Origin of the sequence: Trebonia sp. (assembly GCF_030042015.1) — a bacterium.
Taxonomy (GTDB): domain Bacteria; phylum Actinomycetota; class Actinomycetes; order Streptosporangiales; family Streptosporangiaceae; genus Trebonia.
Genome location: NZ_JASIAL010000367.1, coordinates 1 through 15,794 on the forward strand (window position 1 = coordinate 1; position 15,794 = coordinate 15,794).

The 15,794-nt window shown below is 71.7% G+C and carries 16 protein-coding genes and 1 rRNA gene; 11 read left to right on the forward strand and 6 right to left on the reverse strand.

Annotation, left to right across the window (positions count from 1 at the left end; all coding sequences use genetic code 11):
- Positions 1–75 precede the first annotated feature (75 nt).
- A 5S ribosomal RNA gene (gene rrf, locus Q1N79_RS19930) occupies positions 76–192 on the forward strand.
- 1,540 nt (positions 193–1,732) lie between these two features.
- On the forward strand, positions 1,733–2,548 hold the full coding sequence (locus Q1N79_RS19935; RefSeq protein ID WP_300611092.1) for a hypothetical protein: 816 nt from the start codon (positions 1,733–1,735) through the stop codon (positions 2,546–2,548).
- Between the two features lie 77 nt (positions 2,549–2,625).
- Here Q1N79_RS19935 and Q1N79_RS19940 read toward each other — a convergent pair whose 3' ends face one another.
- On the reverse strand, positions 2,626–3,612 hold the full coding sequence (locus Q1N79_RS19940) for an MBL fold metallo-hydrolase (RefSeq protein ID WP_300611094.1): 987 nt from the start codon (positions 3,610–3,612) through the stop codon (positions 2,626–2,628).
- Positions 3,613–3,660: 48 nt separating this feature from the next.
- Here Q1N79_RS19940 and Q1N79_RS19945 point away from each other — a divergent pair, with 48 nt between their 5' ends.
- Complete coding sequence (locus Q1N79_RS19945; protein WP_300611096.1) at positions 3,661–4,056, forward strand: STAS domain-containing protein; 396 nt, start codon at positions 3,661–3,663, stop codon at positions 4,054–4,056.
- A 28-nt stretch (positions 4,057–4,084) separates the two neighbouring features.
- Here the strand turns inward: Q1N79_RS19945 and Q1N79_RS19950 are convergent, their stop codons facing one another.
- Positions 4,085–5,569 (reverse strand): DUF1015 family protein, encoded by a 1,485-nt coding sequence (locus Q1N79_RS19950; RefSeq protein WP_300611098.1) that lies wholly within the window; start codon positions 5,567–5,569, stop codon positions 4,085–4,087.
- A 231-nt stretch (positions 5,570–5,800) separates the two neighbouring features.
- On the opposite strand from Q1N79_RS19950, the gene Q1N79_RS19955 reads away from it, so the two are divergent.
- From Q1N79_RS19955 to Q1N79_RS19970, 4 genes are all read left to right on the forward strand, one after another.
- On the forward strand, positions 5,801–6,157 hold the full coding sequence (locus Q1N79_RS19955; RefSeq protein ID WP_300611100.1) for a tetratricopeptide repeat protein: 357 nt from the start codon (positions 5,801–5,803) through the stop codon (positions 6,155–6,157).
- A 13-nt stretch (positions 6,158–6,170) separates the two neighbouring features.
- A complete protein-coding gene (locus Q1N79_RS19960) occupies positions 6,171–7,214 on the forward strand; it encodes an HAD-IIA family hydrolase (RefSeq protein ID WP_300611101.1) in 1,044 nt (347 codons plus the stop codon).
- Between the two features lie 138 nt (positions 7,215–7,352).
- Positions 7,353–8,309 carry an ABC transporter ATP-binding protein gene (locus Q1N79_RS19965; RefSeq protein ID WP_300611104.1) on the forward strand — a complete coding sequence of 319 codons (957 nt, stop codon included), beginning with the start codon at positions 7,353–7,355 and terminating at the stop codon, positions 8,307–8,309.
- A 3-nt stretch (positions 8,310–8,312) separates the two neighbouring features.
- A complete protein-coding gene (locus tag Q1N79_RS19970) occupies positions 8,313–9,227 on the forward strand; it encodes an ABC transporter permease (protein WP_300611106.1) in 915 nt (304 codons plus the stop codon).
- Here Q1N79_RS19970 and Q1N79_RS19975 read toward each other — a convergent pair.
- Complete coding sequence (locus Q1N79_RS19975) at positions 9,224–9,883, reverse strand: HAD family phosphatase (protein WP_300611108.1); 660 nt, start codon at positions 9,881–9,883, stop codon at positions 9,224–9,226. The genes Q1N79_RS19970 and Q1N79_RS19975 overlap by 4 nt on opposite strands.
- A 109-nt stretch (positions 9,884–9,992) precedes the next feature.
- Positions 9,993–10,841 (reverse strand): type I methionyl aminopeptidase, encoded by an 849-nt coding sequence (gene map / locus Q1N79_RS19980; protein WP_300611110.1) that lies wholly within the window; start codon positions 10,839–10,841, stop codon positions 9,993–9,995.
- 38 nt (positions 10,842–10,879) lie between these two features.
- Between map and Q1N79_RS19985 the strand changes: the two genes are divergently transcribed.
- From Q1N79_RS19985 to Q1N79_RS19995, 3 genes are all read left to right on the forward strand, one after another.
- On the forward strand, positions 10,880–11,062 hold the full coding sequence (locus Q1N79_RS19985; protein WP_300611113.1) for a hypothetical protein: 183 nt from the start codon (positions 10,880–10,882) through the stop codon (positions 11,060–11,062).
- Positions 11,063–11,139: 77 nt separating this feature from the next.
- Positions 11,140–12,066 carry a heavy metal-binding domain-containing protein gene (locus Q1N79_RS19990; protein WP_300611115.1) on the forward strand — a complete coding sequence of 309 codons (927 nt, stop codon included), beginning with the start codon at positions 11,140–11,142 and terminating at the stop codon, positions 12,064–12,066.
- A gap of 10 nt (positions 12,067–12,076) precedes the next feature.
- Positions 12,077–12,922, forward strand: coding sequence for a heavy metal-binding domain-containing protein (locus Q1N79_RS19995; RefSeq protein WP_300611117.1), 846 nt, complete (start codon positions 12,077–12,079; stop codon positions 12,920–12,922).
- Positions 12,923–13,075: 153 nt separating this feature from the next.
- Here Q1N79_RS19995 and Q1N79_RS20000 read toward each other — a convergent pair whose 3' ends face one another.
- Complete coding sequence (locus Q1N79_RS20000) at positions 13,076–13,777, reverse strand: hypothetical protein (protein WP_300611119.1); 702 nt, start codon at positions 13,775–13,777, stop codon at positions 13,076–13,078.
- Between the two features lie 89 nt (positions 13,778–13,866).
- Between Q1N79_RS20000 and Q1N79_RS20005 the strand changes: the two genes are divergently transcribed.
- Positions 13,867–14,850, forward strand: a complete 984-nt coding sequence (locus tag Q1N79_RS20005) for a TIGR03557 family F420-dependent LLM class oxidoreductase (protein ID WP_300611121.1) — start codon at positions 13,867–13,869, stop codon at positions 14,848–14,850.
- 36 nt (positions 14,851–14,886) lie between these two features.
- On the opposite strand, the gene panB is transcribed toward Q1N79_RS20005, so the two are convergent.
- The gene (panB, locus tag Q1N79_RS20010; RefSeq protein ID WP_300611123.1) at positions 14,887–15,738 is read right to left on the reverse strand and encodes a 3-methyl-2-oxobutanoate hydroxymethyltransferase; all 852 of its coding nucleotides are present in this window, start codon (positions 15,736–15,738) and stop codon (positions 14,887–14,889) included.
- Positions 15,739–15,794 lie beyond the last annotated feature (56 nt).

The window sequence follows — 15,794 nt, forward strand, 5'->3', positions numbered from 1 at the left end:
CGGGGGGGAAAGACACTCGCGCCCCTGTGCAGTTCCCGGGACACACCCGCCCCCCGGGCACGCACCCCAGGACGTTCCGGCGGCCACAGCGAAGGGGAAACACCCGGTCCCATCCCGAACCCGGAAGTTAAGCCCTCCAGCGCCGATGGTACTGCAAGGGAAGCCTCGCGGGAGAGCAGGACACCGCCGGAACACACCACACAGGGCCGCTGCCCCGGACCGGGGCAGCGGCCCTTATTTTTGATGCCAGCCGTTCAGGAAGGTCGGACAAGTGGCCGAAGATGACAACGCGTCGCGGCGTGGCGGCGCAGGCTACGGGCGCGGGCGTCCGGGCGGTGGCAGCAGTGCTGGCCGTGCTGCCGGGGGTCGCGGCGGTGCGGCAGGTGCCGCACGCTCTGGAGGCTACGGTCGCGGCGGTTCTGGCCGCAGCGGCGGCTTTAACCGGGGCGCAGGTGCTAACCGGGACGCAGGCGCTGCGGCAAGCGGCGGTGCTGCCCGGAGCGGCTCGCGCGGCGATGGGTATGCTCGCGGCGGCGGCACGGACCGTCGGTTCGATGGCGGACCGCGCGGTACGGGCGCTCGCGACCGGGCTCGCGGCGCAAGTCCGGGGCGGGGCGGGTCCGGTGGCGAGCGAGGATACAGCGGCGGGCCGTCACGCGGCCGCGGCGCCGACGACACCTGGGGGCGCACCCGGCCGCGGGGCGGCTCAGGCGGCGGGCGATGGCAGGCTAGATCGGACGAGGGGCGCGGTGCAGGCCGTGGACCTGGCCAGCAGCCTGACCGGGAATGGGGCGAGTCCGGGCGTGGACCATCCCGTCGGCCGCCGGGATATTCCTTCCGCAGCGGCAGCGGCAGCGGCAGCGGCAGCGGACGCGGTCCGGCGGACAGGCCTTCGCGGTCGTTTCGCCGGGGCGACGGCGATGACGATTCCCGGAACTGGCGTTCTGGCGGTGACCGCAGGCCGTCGTCCGGATACCGTGGTGCGCCCGCTGGCGGATATCGCCCTTCGAGCCGCGGCGGTGAGCGCCGGGAGTGGGGCGGGGCGGAAGAAGGGGGCGGCTACGACCGTCCACGCCGCCCGGAACGTTCCGGCTCGCAGCCCTATGCGCGTGATCCCGGATGGCGCGGCGACGAGTTCCGTGATAGCCGCGGCCGCTACAGGGAGGACACCGCTGAGCGGCGCCCGTCCGGGTACGGTGCAGACCGTCCGCGGCGAACCGGAGGATTCCGTGACGACCAGCCGCGGCCCTATCGGGGTGGGGCACGGCCGCCTGCGCGCAGCCGTGGCTTCAGCAGGAACACGTCCGAACGTCTCGGGGGCCCGTTCCCTGACGGACGGACGGAACGACGGGGCGCCGCGTCCCGCGACGCCCGGCCTTATCGGCGAGACGACAGCCGCGACTGGCGTGACTCACAATCCCGGCCGGGTGCCGAGCGTCCTGACCGGGAACCGTGGCAGGGCAGCGCGACTCGGCCCGGGGCGCGGCGGCCATCGTCAGGAGCCGGCGATCGCGCGGGCAGGCCATTTCGGCCGGGTCGATCCGCCGGTCCGTCCGGCTTCGGGGGCGGCCGGACGCGGGCTGAAGACCGCGGGCCCAGCCGTCAGGGCGCGGCGGCGTCCGCGCCGCCGAGAATCCCGGACAGCATCACGGAGGACCAGCTTTCCCGCGAGGCCAAGGCCGAACTCAACGGGCTGCCCTCGGACCTGGCCGGCACGGTCGGGCGGTACCTGGTGGCCGCCGAGCTGGCGACCGATCCCGAGCAGGCGTACCAGTACGCGCAGGCCGCGCGGAAGGTGGCCGCCCGGATTGGCGTGGTGCGGGAGGTGACCGGCATCGCGGCATACCGCGCCGGGCGCTGGGCAGAAGCGCTGGCGGAGCTGCGCGCTGCCCGCCGGCTGACCGGACGGGGCGAGTACCTTCCGCTGATGGCGGACTCCGAGCGTGCGCTTGGCAGGCTCGACCGGGCGCTCGAGCTCGTGCACAGCGATGAGGCCAAGCGACTGCCCCGCGCGGCGCAGATCGAACTGCGGATCGTGGAGTCGGGCATCCGCAGGGACCAGGGTCTGGCCGACGCCGCGGTCCTGGCCCTCCAGGTCCCTGAGCTGTCCGATGGGCGCCTGCGGCCCTGGTCGGCCAGGCTTTTCTACGCCTATGGCGAGGCATTGCTCGCGGCAGGACGCCCTGAGGCGGCCAGGGAGGCGTTCTCCCGCGCGGTCGTTGCCGACGAAGAGGAGGAGACTGACGCCCTGGCGCGCCTTGACGAGCTGGACGGCATCTCGGTCGAAGACCTCGAGGAAGAAGACTGGGACGACATCGAGGACAGCGCGGACGAGGAATTCGACGAGTCCGACGACGACGACGAGATCGAGGTCGACGAGGACGAGGTCGAGGTCGAGGTCGAGGAGGACGAGGAGGGCGACGACGAGGTCGAGGGCGATCTCGACGATGAAGAAGGCTCAGGCGACGACGAAGACGACGACGAGTACTTCGACGACGAAGACGACCAGTACGAAGACGATGACGACGAAGACGAGGACGACGCGTAAGGCCAGTACGGGCGGCCATCCGGTCATGGTCGGCCGCGCGGCTCCCGGGCGGTCATCCGACCCCGATCCCGATGCGGTCATGCTGGCTGTTCGAGTTTGTCCAGCCAGTGCCAGATTCCGCTGACGTTCGTGGCCGCGCCGCTGATGCGCTCGAACTTCGCCGCGATCGTCGGGTCGGCGCCCTCGCGCAGTGCGGCGTACCGGGATAGCGTCTGCTCGCGCACCATGGCGATCGCATGGTCCAGGTCCATCCCCGCGGCACGGGCCCGGCGCGTGCCGTCCACCCATACCGTGATCTCCTCCGCCGAGCGCTCAAGGATCGCCCCGACGTCGTCCACCGGCCCGTAGTGACTGAACAGCAGCCGGCTGGGCCCGAGCGCCTCGAACTTGCGCAACGAGGCCAGCGCCACCTCTAGGTCGAAGTCCGGCGGCGGCGTGGCCGGGCGCAGGTCGCCGGTCTCGGGGATGTACACCCCGGCCGCGTCGCCCACGTACAGGTCGCCGCTGGCCGAGTCGATCAGCCCAACGTGGTGCCTGGCATGCCCGGGAGAGTAGTGGCTGTCGAGCCGCCGGCCGTCACCGAGATCCACCGTGCCTACATCGTCCAGCGTCCTGATCCGGTCAGCGGGCACCGGCGCGAGCGTGCCGAACAGGACGTCGAGCGCGTCCCCGTATACCATCCTGGCGCTCGCCATGAGTCTGCTCGGGTCGGCGAGGTGCCTGGCACCCTTCTGGTGGACGACCACGTCGGCCGCGGGGTACATGGCCGCGATGTCGCCCACGCCGCCTGCGTGGTCCAGGTGAATGTGCGTGACCACGACGGTGGCGAGATCGGCGGCCCCCACGCCCAGCTTCGCAAGGGCGTCTCGCACCACAGGCGCGGACGGCGCGGTCCCGGTCTCTACCAGGCACGGCCGGCTGCCCCTGATCAGGTATCCGGCGGTGATCCCCTGGTACCCGGCCATGCGGGTGTCGATCTGGAAGACGTCGCCCCCGAGGTCAGTTATGTCCGGTACGCCTGTGTAACTGGACTTTCGCTCGCTCGTAGCCTTGTGATCACGCATCCGACTATTGTCCCAGACAGAGGAGTAGAGGGGAGAGGGGGAGAGGCAATGGACCTCATGCTCAATGAGTATTCCGCTGCCCCTGGTACGACCGTTGTCGAAGTAAGCGGGGAAATCGACGTCTACACGGCGCCCAAGCTCAGGGAGACGCTTGTCAACCTCGTGGACGCGGGAAACTACCGCCTGATCGTGGACATGGAGCGGGTCGAGTTCCTCGACTCGACCGGGCTGGGCGTGCTTGTGGGGGGACTCAAGCGGGTGCGCGCGTACGACGGCGGAATCGACCTCGTCTGCACGCAGGGTCGCATCCTGCGGATCTTCCGCATCACCGGCTTGAGCAACGTCTTCGCCATCTTCGACTCGATCGACGAAGCCCTCGCGAGCCACGCGAAGCCGGACGTTCACCTCACCGAGCCCGGCGAGTCACCAGGCACGGCAGAATAGCCGCGCCGTCCTGGCAGCGCAGCGGAGCTTACGGCTCCCACGTGCGCAGGACAAGGCCCGTGCGGGGCTTGGGACCGAACGACGTGGATTTGCGCGGCACGCGCTCGCCGTGCTCCGCCAGCTCTTTGACCGTCGCGAACGGGACCGGGTTGCACAGCACCGCGGTGCCTGACGCGTCAAGCGCCATCCGGACGGCCTCGCCGGCGTCGTGGGATATCAGGACGTCGCGTTCGTTGTCCTTGATCGACCACAGCCGGGCCAGCAGCAGTTCCTGCATGACGGACGCGTCGAGCGCCTGCCAGCCCGGCGACGCTCCCGGCGGCATGGCGGCCCTCAGCTGTCCCAGGTCAGGCTCGGTCAGCAGCCAGAATCCCGGCCGGCCCGCGAGCAGGAACGCGGTTCCTTCCCGTCCCGCCTCGGCTAGCAGCCGCATGGCCTCCGCCGTGCCGCCCGCCACCTCCTCGACGGTGAACGCCTCCGCGGCGAGGCGGGCCGCCTCGTCCGGCGCCAGGTGCGGGATGACCCTGTGGATCGCGCCAAGCCGGGGCGGGTACGCGTCGGCGTCGACGAGGAAAGCGAGCCCGTAGTCCCACGGGCCCGCGCCGCAGCCCGCGCCGCGCATCAGCTCGCGCAGTTCCCTGTAGGCCGCGTACCTGTGGTGGCCGTCGGCGATAAGCGCGGTGCGTCCCGCCAGGTGGGCGGCCACGGCCGCGTGCTCGGACGGGTCGGCGAGCCGCCATAGCCGGTGGGTCACGCCGTCGCCGGTCACCGCCGAAACCAGCGGCGCCCGCTGGGTGGCCGCCACCCCCACGAGCCCAGAAGCAGTCGGCCTTGGGTCCGGGCCGGCGGGGCCCCCGTGCCCGCCGGAACCCGGTGCGGAAACCGTGGCAGCACCGGGGGCGTCGGCGCTATCGGTCCCGCCGTTGTAGACGAGGAAGATTGGCTCCAGGTTGGCGCGCGTCGCCATCATCAGTTCGCGCCGGCCGGTGACCGGCCCGGGCATGACTCCCTCGTGCGGGAGGACCCCCGCCGAATCCGGCGTGCCCACCCCGACGAGCCCGATCAGGCCGCGCTGCAGCCAGCCGGGTCCGCTCTGCTCGTAGACGTACAGCGCCGGCTCAGGGTCCGGCGCGAGCACGCCGTCCGCCAGCCACTCGCGCAGCCGTCCCGCGGCCAGGGCGTTGCTTCCCCGGACGGACGACCCCCCAGGCCCCCCAGGCCCCCCAGGCCCGGCGGATGACCCCCCGGTGACTTCCGGGTCGGCGGGGCTGCCCGTCCCGCCGCACGCCTCTCGGCCGGCCGCTTCCGCGTCCGGGCCGAACCCCGGCAGGATCAGCCGGACGATGTTGTGCGGCTCGGCCGCGAACAATTCATCCAGCGTCCCCGAGCCGATCACGTCGTACGGTGGTGAGGTGACGTTCGCGATGCCGCTCACCCGGTCCGGGTCGTAGCGGACACCACGGAACGGCGCCAGGACGAGACCGGACTCATGGCCGGACGGAAGGGTCTGCACACCATGTCAGAAGGACCAAGAGGAACCTGGGATTCCCGGTATCCGGAAAACTTCGCTGGCCAGGCTGCTTTCGGGGGAGACGGGACGGGAGACCGGACGGGGGACGGGCCGGGAGACGGGCCAGGAGATGCGGGGGAAGATCGGGACACTCGGGACGGAACGGGCGAAACCCCCGGCGGTGATCCGGTTCCCCCAGAGGCCGCGGACGTCCACTCCTGGTACACGACAGGCATGGAGTTGCTCGGCAAGGGCAGCCCGGCCGCTGCGTCCCAGGTTCTGCAGCGGGCCGTCATGGCCGAACCCACGTCGCGCAGCGTCCGCGAGGCCCTGGCGCGCGCCCAGTTCGACACCGGCAGGTACGCGGAGGCGGCGGACAACTTCCGGGTGATCGTGGAGGCGAGCCCGAGCGACGACTACGCGCACTTCGGCCTGGGCCTTGCCCTGGCCCGCAAAGGCGAGCACGCGGCGGCCGCGGAGTACCTGGCCCTGGCCGCCGCGATGCGCCCGGACCGCAAGCCGTACACCGACGCGCTCCGCCAGGTGCGCGCCACGCTCGAGGCCCGCAGGACCAAGCCAGGCGCGGAATGAGAAGCTAGCCGCTGTGCCAAACCTTCACGAACAGTACGACGTCGCACTCCTCGACCTGGACGGCGTCGTCTACATCGGCGGCGCCGCCATCCCCGGCGCGCCTGAAGCTCTCCAGCACGCCAGGCGGCAGGGCATGCGCCTCGCGTACGTCACCAACAACGCCTCCCGCACCCCCGCGGCGGTCGCCGCCCTCCTCAAGGACATGCACGTCCCCGCGCATCCCGACGACGTCGTGACCTCGGCACAGGCCGCCGCCCGGCTGCTCGCCGACAAGCTGCCGCCTGCCGCTCCCGTCCTCGTCATCGGCAGCACGGCGCTGCGCCTGGCCGTGCGGGAACGCGGCCTGCGGCCGGTGTCCACCGCCGCCGAACGTCCCCTGGCCGTCGTCCAGGGCTACGGTCCCGGCATCGAGTACGGCAGCCTCGCGGAGGGCGGCCTGGCGGTACGGGCAGGCGCCCTGTTCGTCGGCACGAACGCGGACAGCACGCTGCCCGGCCCGCGGGGCACCCAGCCTGGCAACGGATCCCTGCTGCAGGTCATCGCCCACGCCACCGGGACCGCTCCGCTTATCGCGGGCAAGCCCGAGCCGCCGCTGCACAGGGAATCGGTCATCCGCACCGGCGCGAAAAACCCGCTCGTCGTCGGCGACCGGCTCGACACCGACATCGAGGCCGCCTACCGCGCGGGCGCGCACAGCATGCTCGTGCTCACGGGGGTGTCCCGGCCCGCCGACCTGCTCCTCGCGCCGCCCCGGCTCCGCCCGACCTACGTCGCGGCGACCCTCGACGCCCTGCTGCGGCCGTACCCGCAGGTCGCCCGCCACGACGAAGGGTTCACGTGCGGGGGCTGGAACGCGCTGCGTCAGGCATCTGGCCAGCTTGCCCTCACCGGGACCGGCGCCGCGATAGACGGCCTGCGCGCGCTCTGCGAAGCCGCCTGGGACGCCACCGGCGCCACCGGCGCCACCAGCGCCACCCGCGCCACCCGCGAGCCCCTGACCGCCCGGGACGTCGACGCGGCGCTCGCCGAACTCGGCGCCGCCGGCCTGCGGATGTGAGCGGCCGCGCAGGCCGCTGCGCGCCCCCGCCAGCCGTCCCCCCCGGGGAGTAGGACGAAATCATCACTGGGGCCGACGCGGGGCACGCCGGACGCCGGCCAGACTGGGATCGTTAATTGACCCGAGAGGAATGATTCCATGATTGAGGTACGGGGCCTCACCAAGCGGTACGGCGAGAAGGTCGCCGTCGACAACCTCACGTTCGGCATCGAGCCGGGCAAGGTGACCGGCTTCCTCGGCCCGAACGGCGCCGGCAAGACCACCACGATGCGCCTGATCCTCGGGCTCGACTACCCCGACGCCGGGACGGTCACCCTGGACGGGAGGCGGTACGCCGACCTGGCCTACCCGATGCGCGAGGTCGGCGCGCTGCTCGACGCCAAGGCGGTGCACGGCGGGCGCAGCGCCTACAACCATCTGCTGTGCCTGGCGCAGACCAACGACCTGCCCGCGCACCGGGTCGGCGAGGTGCTCGAGCTCGTCGGCCTCTCCGAGGTGGCCCGCAAGCGGTCCAAGGGGTTCTCCCTCGGCATGAGCCAGCGGCTCGGCATCGCGGAGACGCTGCTCGGCGACCCGCAGGTGCTCATGTTCGACGAGCCGGTCAACGGGCTCGACCCCGAGGGCATCTTGTGGATAAGGAACCTGATGAAGGCCCTGGCGGCCGAGGGCCGCACGGTCTTCGTCTCCAGCCACCTGATGTCGGAGATGGAGAACACCGCCGACCACCTGATCGTGATCGGCAGGGGCAGGCTCATCGCCGACGCCGCGATGAGCGAGTTCATCGCCCGGTCGTCCGGCACGGCCGTCCGGGTCAGGACACCCTCGGCTGACCAGCTCACGGCCGGGATCGCCGCCAAGGGCGGCACCGCCACGACTGACCCGGACGGCACGCTGCAGGTGCGCGGGATGACCGCCGACGTGGTCGGCGACATCGCGTTCGAGCAGGGCCTGCGGGTGCACGAGCTCACCACGGTGCACGCCTCGCTCGAGGAGGCGTTCATGGAGCTGACCGCGGGCAGCCTGGAATACCACACCGGGGTGCCCGGCGCGGGCGCGGCGCCCGCGGCGCCCGCGAACATCGGAAGCGGGGTCTGAACGATGGCTACCACTATCGCGAAGGGCATGCAGCTCACCGCGCTGCCGCCCGCGGCCGGGCGGGCCGGCCTGCCCGGCGTGCTCCGCTCGGAGTTCACCAAGCTCCGCTCGGTCCGCTCCACCTACTGGACGATCGCGGCGCTGTTCATCGTCAGCGTCGGCATCGCGGCACTCGCCGGGGTCGCCGTCACGTCCAACCTGCATGGCAACCCGGCGAACAAGGCCGGGCTCGACGCGACGCAGGCGTCGCTCGGCGGGTTCTTCGAGCTCGGCCAGCTCGTCGTCGCCGTGCTCGGCGCGCTGGCGATCACCTCCGAGTACTCCACAGGGATGATCCGCACGTCGCTGACCGCGATGCCACGGCGCGGCACGGTCTTCGCCGGCAAGCTGATCGCGTTCACCACGGTGACGCTGATCGTCTCGGTCATCACGTCGTTCATCTCGTTCTTCGTCGGCCAGGCGCTCATGTCGGGCACCGGGGTGAGCGCCTCGCTGTTCCACTCCGTCTCGGTCCCGATGGGCGTCATCTCGACCCCGACCTCGACGACGTTCGTCGGCACGATCGTGATCTCCCCGGGGACCGTGCTCACCGCGATCATCGGCACGGCGCTGTTCGTCACCTCGGTCGCGCTGATCGCGTTCGGCCTCGGCGCGATCATCAGGCACACCGCGGGCGCGATCACCTCGGCGATCGGCCTGATGTTCGTGCTGCCGATCATCATCCAGCTCCTGCCGGACACCTGGCGCTGGGACATCATGCGCTTCTTCCCCGACGGGGCAGGCCGGGTGCTCTCGGTGACCATCGGCCAGCAAAACCCGCACCTGTGGTCGGCCTGGCCGCAGTTCGGGGTGACGCTGATCTACGCCGCCGTGATCCTGGCGATCGGCGGCTACCTGTTCCGCACCCGCGACGCCTAACCGGTCCCGAGCACCTCGACCGCGGGGACGGTCAGCCCGGCCAGGCCGGGCAGCACCAGCCTGGCCGAGGCGAGCGCGTCGTCGGCAGGGGGATAGGCCGGGCGCGGCACCGCGATGACCGCGCACCCCGCGGCGGCCGCCGAGCGGAGCCCGTTCGAGGAGTCCTCGACGGCCGCGCACGCGTCAGGCGCGACCCGAAGGCGCGCGGCCGCCTCCAGGTACACGTCCGGAGCGGGCTTGCCGCGGGCCAGCTCCTCGGTCGAGACCGTCGCGGCGAACACCGCCCGCAGCGCCGCCGCGTCGAGCACGGTCTCGATCAGCGACCGTGGCGCGGAGCTCGCCAGGCCGACCGGCCACCGCGCCGCCATCCGCCGCACCGCGTCCACCGCGCCGGGCAGCAGCGGCAGGTGCTCGCGGTACCGCGCCGCCATCGCCGCGATGACCACCTCCGCCACCTCCCGCGGCGGCAGCCGCACGCCCAGGCCGGAGCTCATGTACCTGGACCACTCGGCGGTGCTCATGCCCATCAGCCGGTCCTGCGCGTCCGCGGCCCAGTGCCCGCCGCGGTCGGCGACGACGTCCCGCCGCACCTGCTCCCAGACCGGCTCGGAGTCGATGAGCACGCCGTCCAGGTCGAACACCACCGCCTCGATCACGGTGCCCCCAGCAAGGTCCGCATGAAAATCATTATCCCGAACGGGCGCGGGCCGCTCCCCCGGGCAGTCGCCACGCTCCGTTCGGGATGATCGGGAACTCCAGCGCGCCCTACGGCAGCGTCAGGATCTCGTGGCTGTCCTCGGTGACGAGGATCGTGTGCTCGAACTGGGCGGTGCGCCTGCGGTCCCTGGTCACCGCGGTCCACCCGTCCGGCCATACGTCGTACTTGATCGTGCCCAGGGTGAGCATGGGCTCGATCGTGAACGTCATCCCCGCTTCCATCATCACGTCGTTGTCCGGGTCGTCGTAGTGCGGCACCACGAGCCCGGAATGGAACGTGGTCCCGATCCCGTGCCCGGTGAAGTCGCGGACCACGCCGTAGCCGAACCGCTTCGCGTAGGACTCGATCACCCGGCCGATCGCGTTCAGCGGCCGCCCAGGGGCGACCGCGCGGATGCCGCGCATCATCGCCTCGTGCGTCCGCTCGACGAGCAGCCGCGACTCCTCGTCGACGTCGCCGGCCAGGAACGTCGCGTTGGTGTCCCCGTGCACCCCGCCGATGAACCCGGTTATGTCGACATTGACGATGTCGCCGTCGCGGATCACCGTGTCGTCGGGTATGCCGTGGCAGATGACCTCGTTGAGCGACGTGCACAGCGACTTGGGGTACCCGCGGTAACCCAGGGTCGACGGGTACGCGCCGTGGCTGACCAGGAACTCGTGCCCCACCTGGTCGAGGTAGTCGGTGGTGACGCCTGGCCTGACGTGCCGGCCCACCTCCTGCAGGGCGCGCGCCGCGAGCCGGCCGGCCACCCGCATCCGCGCGATCGTGCCGGCGTCCTTGACGTCGGGCTCGCCGAGCGTCGGGCGCTTCTTGCCCACGTACTCGGGGCGGACGATGTTCGCGGGGACTTGCCGGGCGGGGGAGAGCCGTCCCGGGTGGAGCAGTGTGGCCATGTTCTGCGAGTCTAGTGCGCCATGGCAATCTAGTGCGCATGGCAAACTCCGCGGACAACGAACAGCGCTGGTGGTTCTGCACCCGGCACATGACGGTCGAGCCAGACGACACGCCGTGCCCGGGCAAGGACCTGCTCGGCCCGTACCCGACTCGGGAGGAGGCCAGCCACGCGCTGGAGAAGGTGCGAGAGAGAAACGAGGCGTGGGACGCAGGAGAATAACGCCAGGGAATAACGCCCGCCCTGGCGCGACGGCGTGACGTCGTGAAAACGCCACTTTCGCGGCTAGGCTAGATGCCGTGAGCCACGACTTGCCCCCCGCCGCAGAAGCGCGGATGGCCGAGATCCGGCGCAGCGGCACCTGGGGCTCGGCGCTTACCTCGGACGAGTTCGCGGCGATCCGGTCCGTCGGTTTCGGCGCGGTCGGCCAGGTGCTCGGCGCGGCGGTCTACAACGTGGGGTACACGGGAGGGTACGGCTGCCCCGGCGCGTGGGGCAGCTACGGGTACGGGAACTCCTGGGGCCCGCCGGCGCGGACTCAGGTGTCAAGCCGCGGCGGCTACGGATCGTTCGGGCCGCTGGTGCAGACGATGTACCAGGCGCGGCGGACGGCCATCAACAGGATGGTGGAGGAGTGCGCCGAGCTCGGCGGGCACGGCGTCGTCGGCGTGCGGCTGTCGATCGGCCAGTTCCCGACCGGCGGCCTGGAGTTCAAGGCGATCGGCACCGCGGTGCGCGCCCCTGGCGCCCCGTCGCTCAAGCGCCCGTTCACGTCGGACCTGTCCGGCCAGGACTTCGCCAAGCTGGTCATGAAGGGCTGGATGCCGGCCGGCCTGGTGCTCGGCATCTCGATCGCCGCCAGGCACGACGACTGGATGACCCGCGGCCAGACCACCTGGGGCGCGGGCAACGCGGAGGTCGCGGGCTGGACCGAGCTGGTCAACGACGCCAGGCACGACGCGAGGACCCAGCTCACGGCCGATGTGAAGCGGCTCGGCGCCGAGGGCGTGGTGGTCGCCGACATGGAGTTCCACGTGCGGGAGCGCGAATGCCCGGCACGGGAAGGCAGCCGCGACCACATCGTCGAGGCGGTCAACATCGGCACCGCGATCGTCCGCTTCGCTGCTCATACCGAACGGTCCGGGGCGCCTCCCCTGGCCATCATGTCTTTGGACCCGCAGCGCCGCCAGGCGGCGCGGGTCAACATCGGCGCTAACAGGAGATGATGAGGACGTCATGACGGACCAGCAGACGACCGATTTGGGCGTGGCCGGCGTCCCGCAGGACGCGATAAAGCGGCTGGCCGAGCTGCAGCCAGGGCGCGCCGGGTCGATTTTCACCTCCGACCTGTCGGTGAACGAGTTCCTGCTCGTGCGGGAGGCCGGGTTCCGCCCCCTCGGGCTCGTGCTCGGCTCGTCGATCTACCACGTGGGGCTGCAGGTCGGGCGCTGGGGCTCCAACCAGGAGCTCAACGTGCTGTCGCAGGCGATGTACCACGCCCGCGAGCTCGCGATGTCCCGGATGGAGGCCGAGGCCGACGCGCTGAAGGCCGACGGGATCGTCGGCGTGCGGCTGGACGTGGAGATGAAGGAGTTCGGCGCGGACATCGCCGAGTTCATCGCGGTCGGCACCGCGGTCAAGGCGGAGCAGGGCGCGGGCGGCGGCGGGGTCACCAACTGGCGCAACAACAAGAAGCAGCCGTTCACCTCGGACCTGTCCGGCCAGGACTTCTGGACGCTGATCCGGGCCGGCTACGCGCCGCTCGGCATGGTGATGGGCTCGTGCGTGTACCACATCGCGCACCAGCGCCTGGGCTCCAAGCTCGGCCAGATCGGGCGCAACGTCGAGATCGAGCAGTTCACCCAGGCGCTGTACGACGCCCGCGAGCTGGCCATGTCCCGCATGCAGGCCGAAGCCGAGGAACTGCACGCCGAGGGCATCGTCGGCGTCCAGCTGCGGCAGCACAGCCACACCTGGGGCTCGCACACGACCGAGTTCTTCGCGATCGGCACCGCCGTCCGCCCGCTCCGCGACGACCACGTCATCGAGCGCCCGACGATGGTCTTGTCCCTGGACGCCTGACCAACCCGGCCACAATCCCCGCCGCTGAGGCCGCCGTGTGCCGTGCGGGCTGCTCCCGCGCTGGCGGAGCACCCGCGTTTTCAAGGATGTGGGATAGAAAACCCCCGCTAAGGGTGGGTTTGTATCCCCTGTCTTTGCGCGCCGTGCCAGCGGCTACGTGGTCGGGCCGCTGACCGTATCAAGCAAGCGCGCCAGCCGCTCGCGCAGCCCGCGCGAGCCGCGCTTGCCGCCCGCGGCGCCCGCGGCGCCCGCGCCAGCCGTGTCCCGCTCGCCCGCCGCCGCGCTCACCAGGTGCTGGACCGCGTCGAATGTGAGCGCCGCTTGCCCCCGGGGGCCGACCCCCCGGCGACCCCCCGCAAGGGGGGGACTGCCCGTCCCCCCGTTAACCCCCCTGGCCCCCGGACCATGCTGGGGAACCGACAGCGACTCGTGCGCGAGCGCGTCGAGTTCGCGGTCCCCGGTGTCCAGCGCGAGGATCGTCGCCCCCACGTGGCGCGCGTCGTTGACCCGCTCGAGCAGCGGCACCGGCGCGGTCTCGTCAGAAACGACGAACAGCGTCTCCCCCCGCCGCGCCGCCTCCAGCCGCGACAGCCCCACCCGCAGGTGCGGGGGCGCGTCCGCGGGTGGCGACCACCGCACCAGCGTGGGCATCAGCTCGGGGATCCCGGCCAGCCGCGACTCCTCGTCCAGGTGGGCGGTCAGGTGCCACGGCTCGAAGGCGGGCGTGCCCACGACGAGCAGCCCGCCGGGCGACCGGGTCGAGGTCCGCAGCGCCCGCCCGAACACCCGGACCCGCTCCAGCCAGCCCGTGCTCACCAGGAGTGCGCGCAGCGTAACAATCTGGTCGGTATCCATATACCCATGGTGCATCCGGGCGGCGGAATCCGCAGCACATCGCGGATGAGAAGATCTCCCATGGAGAACCGAACACGACAGGAGGCGCGATGAAGTTCGCCTGGCTGTGCAGCCACGAGTCCTATCAGCCCGAAGACCTGGTGCGCCAGGCAGTGGCGGCCGAGGAAGCCGGCTTTGACGTGGTCCTCGGGTCAGACCACTTCCACCCGTGGGTGGACGACACGTCCGCGGCCGGGTTCGTCTGGTCCTGGCTCGGCGCGGTCGCGGCACGGACAGCCCGCGTTCAGCTCGGCACTTCCGTCACCTGCCCGCTGTTCCACTACCATCCCGCGCTGGTCGCCCAGATGGCCGCGACGACCGACCGGCTGTCCGGCGGCCGCCTCCTGCTTGGCGTCGGCACCGGCGAGGCGCTGAACGAGCGCCCGCTCGGCTTCCCGTTCCCCGGGTACGCCGAGCGCCAGGCCCGCATGCAGGAGGCCCTGGAGATCATCCACCGGCTCTTCGCCGGGGAGAAGCTGTCCTTCCGCGGCGAGCACTACACGACAGAGACCGCCCGCCTGTACTCCCCCCCGGCCGGCGACCTGCCCGTGCTCATGGCGGCCGGCGGCCCCAAGTCGGCGGAGTTCGCGGGCACGTACGCCGACGGCCTGATCACCAGCGTGAAGGATCCCGCCGACACGGTCGCGAAGGTGATCGCGCCGTACCGCCGGGCCGCCGCCGCGCGCCGCGCCCGCCAGCTCGTGCTCGCGACCCGGTGGACCGTGCTCGCCGGCGGACCGTCCGAGGCCTGGAAGGCGCTGTCGTCCCTGCGCGGCCTGCGCGCCCCCGGGCGGCTCGAGGCCACCGACCCCGCCGAGCTGCGGATCAGGGCGGACGAGATGGACCCAGAGGAGGTGCTCGCCAGCTACGCGGTCGTCCCTGACGCGGCCGGGCTCATCGAGGCGTACCGGCCGCTTGTCACCGACGTCGGCGCGGACATCGTCTCCATTCAGGTGATGTCCGAGGACCCGATGGCGGCGGTCGAGATGATCGGCAAGGAGGTCCTGCCCCAGCTGCGGGCCGTAGCAGGCTGATCTCCCATCGTTATCCCGAACGGTCCCGGCTTCCTGTCACTGGTAGGAGTACTCCTCCGTCGGGAAGGCGCCCGCGGCGACGTCGGCCGCGAACTCGGTCGCCGCGGTGCGGAGCACGGACGCGACGTCGGCGTACCGCTTGGCGAACTTGGGCGCGCCCGACGACAGGCCCGCCATGTCCTGCCAGACGAGCACCTGCGCGTCGCAGCCGGGCCCGGCGCCGATGCCGATCGTCGGGACGTGCAGCGCCTCGGTGATCCGCGTGCCGAGCGCCGCCGGGATGCCCTCGAGGACGACAGCGAACGCGCCGGCCGCCTCGAGCGCCTTGGCGTCGCGCAGCAGCCGTTCGCCGTCCTCGCCGCGGCCCTGCACCCGGAAGCCGCCGAACGCGTACACGGACTGCGGCGTCAGCCCCAGGTGCCCCATCACCGGGATGCCGGCGGCGACGAGTTCCTCGACGTGGTGCGCGACCCGCAGCCCGCCTTCCAGCTTGACCGCGTGCGCGCCGGCCTCTTTCATGAAGCGCACCGCGGCCTGCAGCCCGGCGGCCGGCGATCCCTGGTAGGAGCCGAACGGCAGGTCCGCCACCACCATGGCCCGCCTCGTCCCGCGGACGACGGCGGCGGTGAGCGGGATCAGGTCGTCGACGGTGACCGGGATCGTGGTGTCGTAGCCGAACACCACGTTGCCCGCCGAGTCGCCGACCAGGAGTACCGGGATTCCGGCCTCGTCGAAGATCCCCGCGGTCAGCGCGTCGTAGGCGGTGAGCATCGGCCACTTCTCGCCCCGGGCCTTCGCCGCGGCCAGGTCCCTGACCGTGACCCGGCCAGGGCGGCGGCCGCCGTACAGCGGCTCCGCGTTCGCTCTGCTCGCCTGTGATGACGGCATTGATGATGGCATTGTCAAAACCTCCAAAAGTCTCGAGGCGCCCTTGTGGCGTACCC

Bases quoted from the DNA above. Each gene is read 5' to 3' on its own strand.
- Q1N79_RS19940 (WP_300611094.1), bottom strand. From the start codon at position 3,612: ATGCGTGATCACAAGGCTACGAGCGAGCGAAAGTCCAGTTACACAGGC.
- Q1N79_RS19945 (WP_300611096.1), top strand. From the start codon at position 3,661: ATGGACCTCATGCTCAATGAGTATTCCGCTGCCCCTGGTACGACCGTT.
- Q1N79_RS19955 (WP_300611100.1), top strand. From the start codon at position 5,801: ATGGAGTTGCTCGGCAAGGGCAGCCCGGCCGCTGCGTCCCAGGTTCTG.
- Q1N79_RS19965 (WP_300611104.1), top strand. From the start codon at position 7,353: ATGATTGAGGTACGGGGCCTCACCAAGCGGTACGGCGAGAAGGTCGCC.
- Q1N79_RS19970 (WP_300611106.1), top strand. From the start codon at position 8,313: ATGGCTACCACTATCGCGAAGGGCATGCAGCTCACCGCGCTGCCGCCC.
- map (WP_300611110.1), bottom strand. From the start codon at position 10,841: ATGGCCACACTGCTCCACCCGGGACGGCTCTCCCCCGCCCGGCAAGTC.
- Q1N79_RS19985 (WP_300611113.1), top strand. From the start codon at position 10,880: ATGGCAAACTCCGCGGACAACGAACAGCGCTGGTGGTTCTGCACCCGG.
- Q1N79_RS19995 (WP_300611117.1), top strand. From the start codon at position 12,077: ATGACGGACCAGCAGACGACCGATTTGGGCGTGGCCGGCGTCCCGCAG.
- Q1N79_RS20000 (WP_300611119.1), bottom strand. From the start codon at position 13,777: ATGGATACCGACCAGATTGTTACGCTGCGCGCACTCCTGGTGAGCACG.
- Q1N79_RS20005 (WP_300611121.1), top strand. From the start codon at position 13,867: ATGAAGTTCGCCTGGCTGTGCAGCCACGAGTCCTATCAGCCCGAAGAC.
- panB (WP_300611123.1), bottom strand. From the start codon at position 15,738: ATGCCGTCATCACAGGCGAGCAGAGCGAACGCGGAGCCGCTGTACGGC.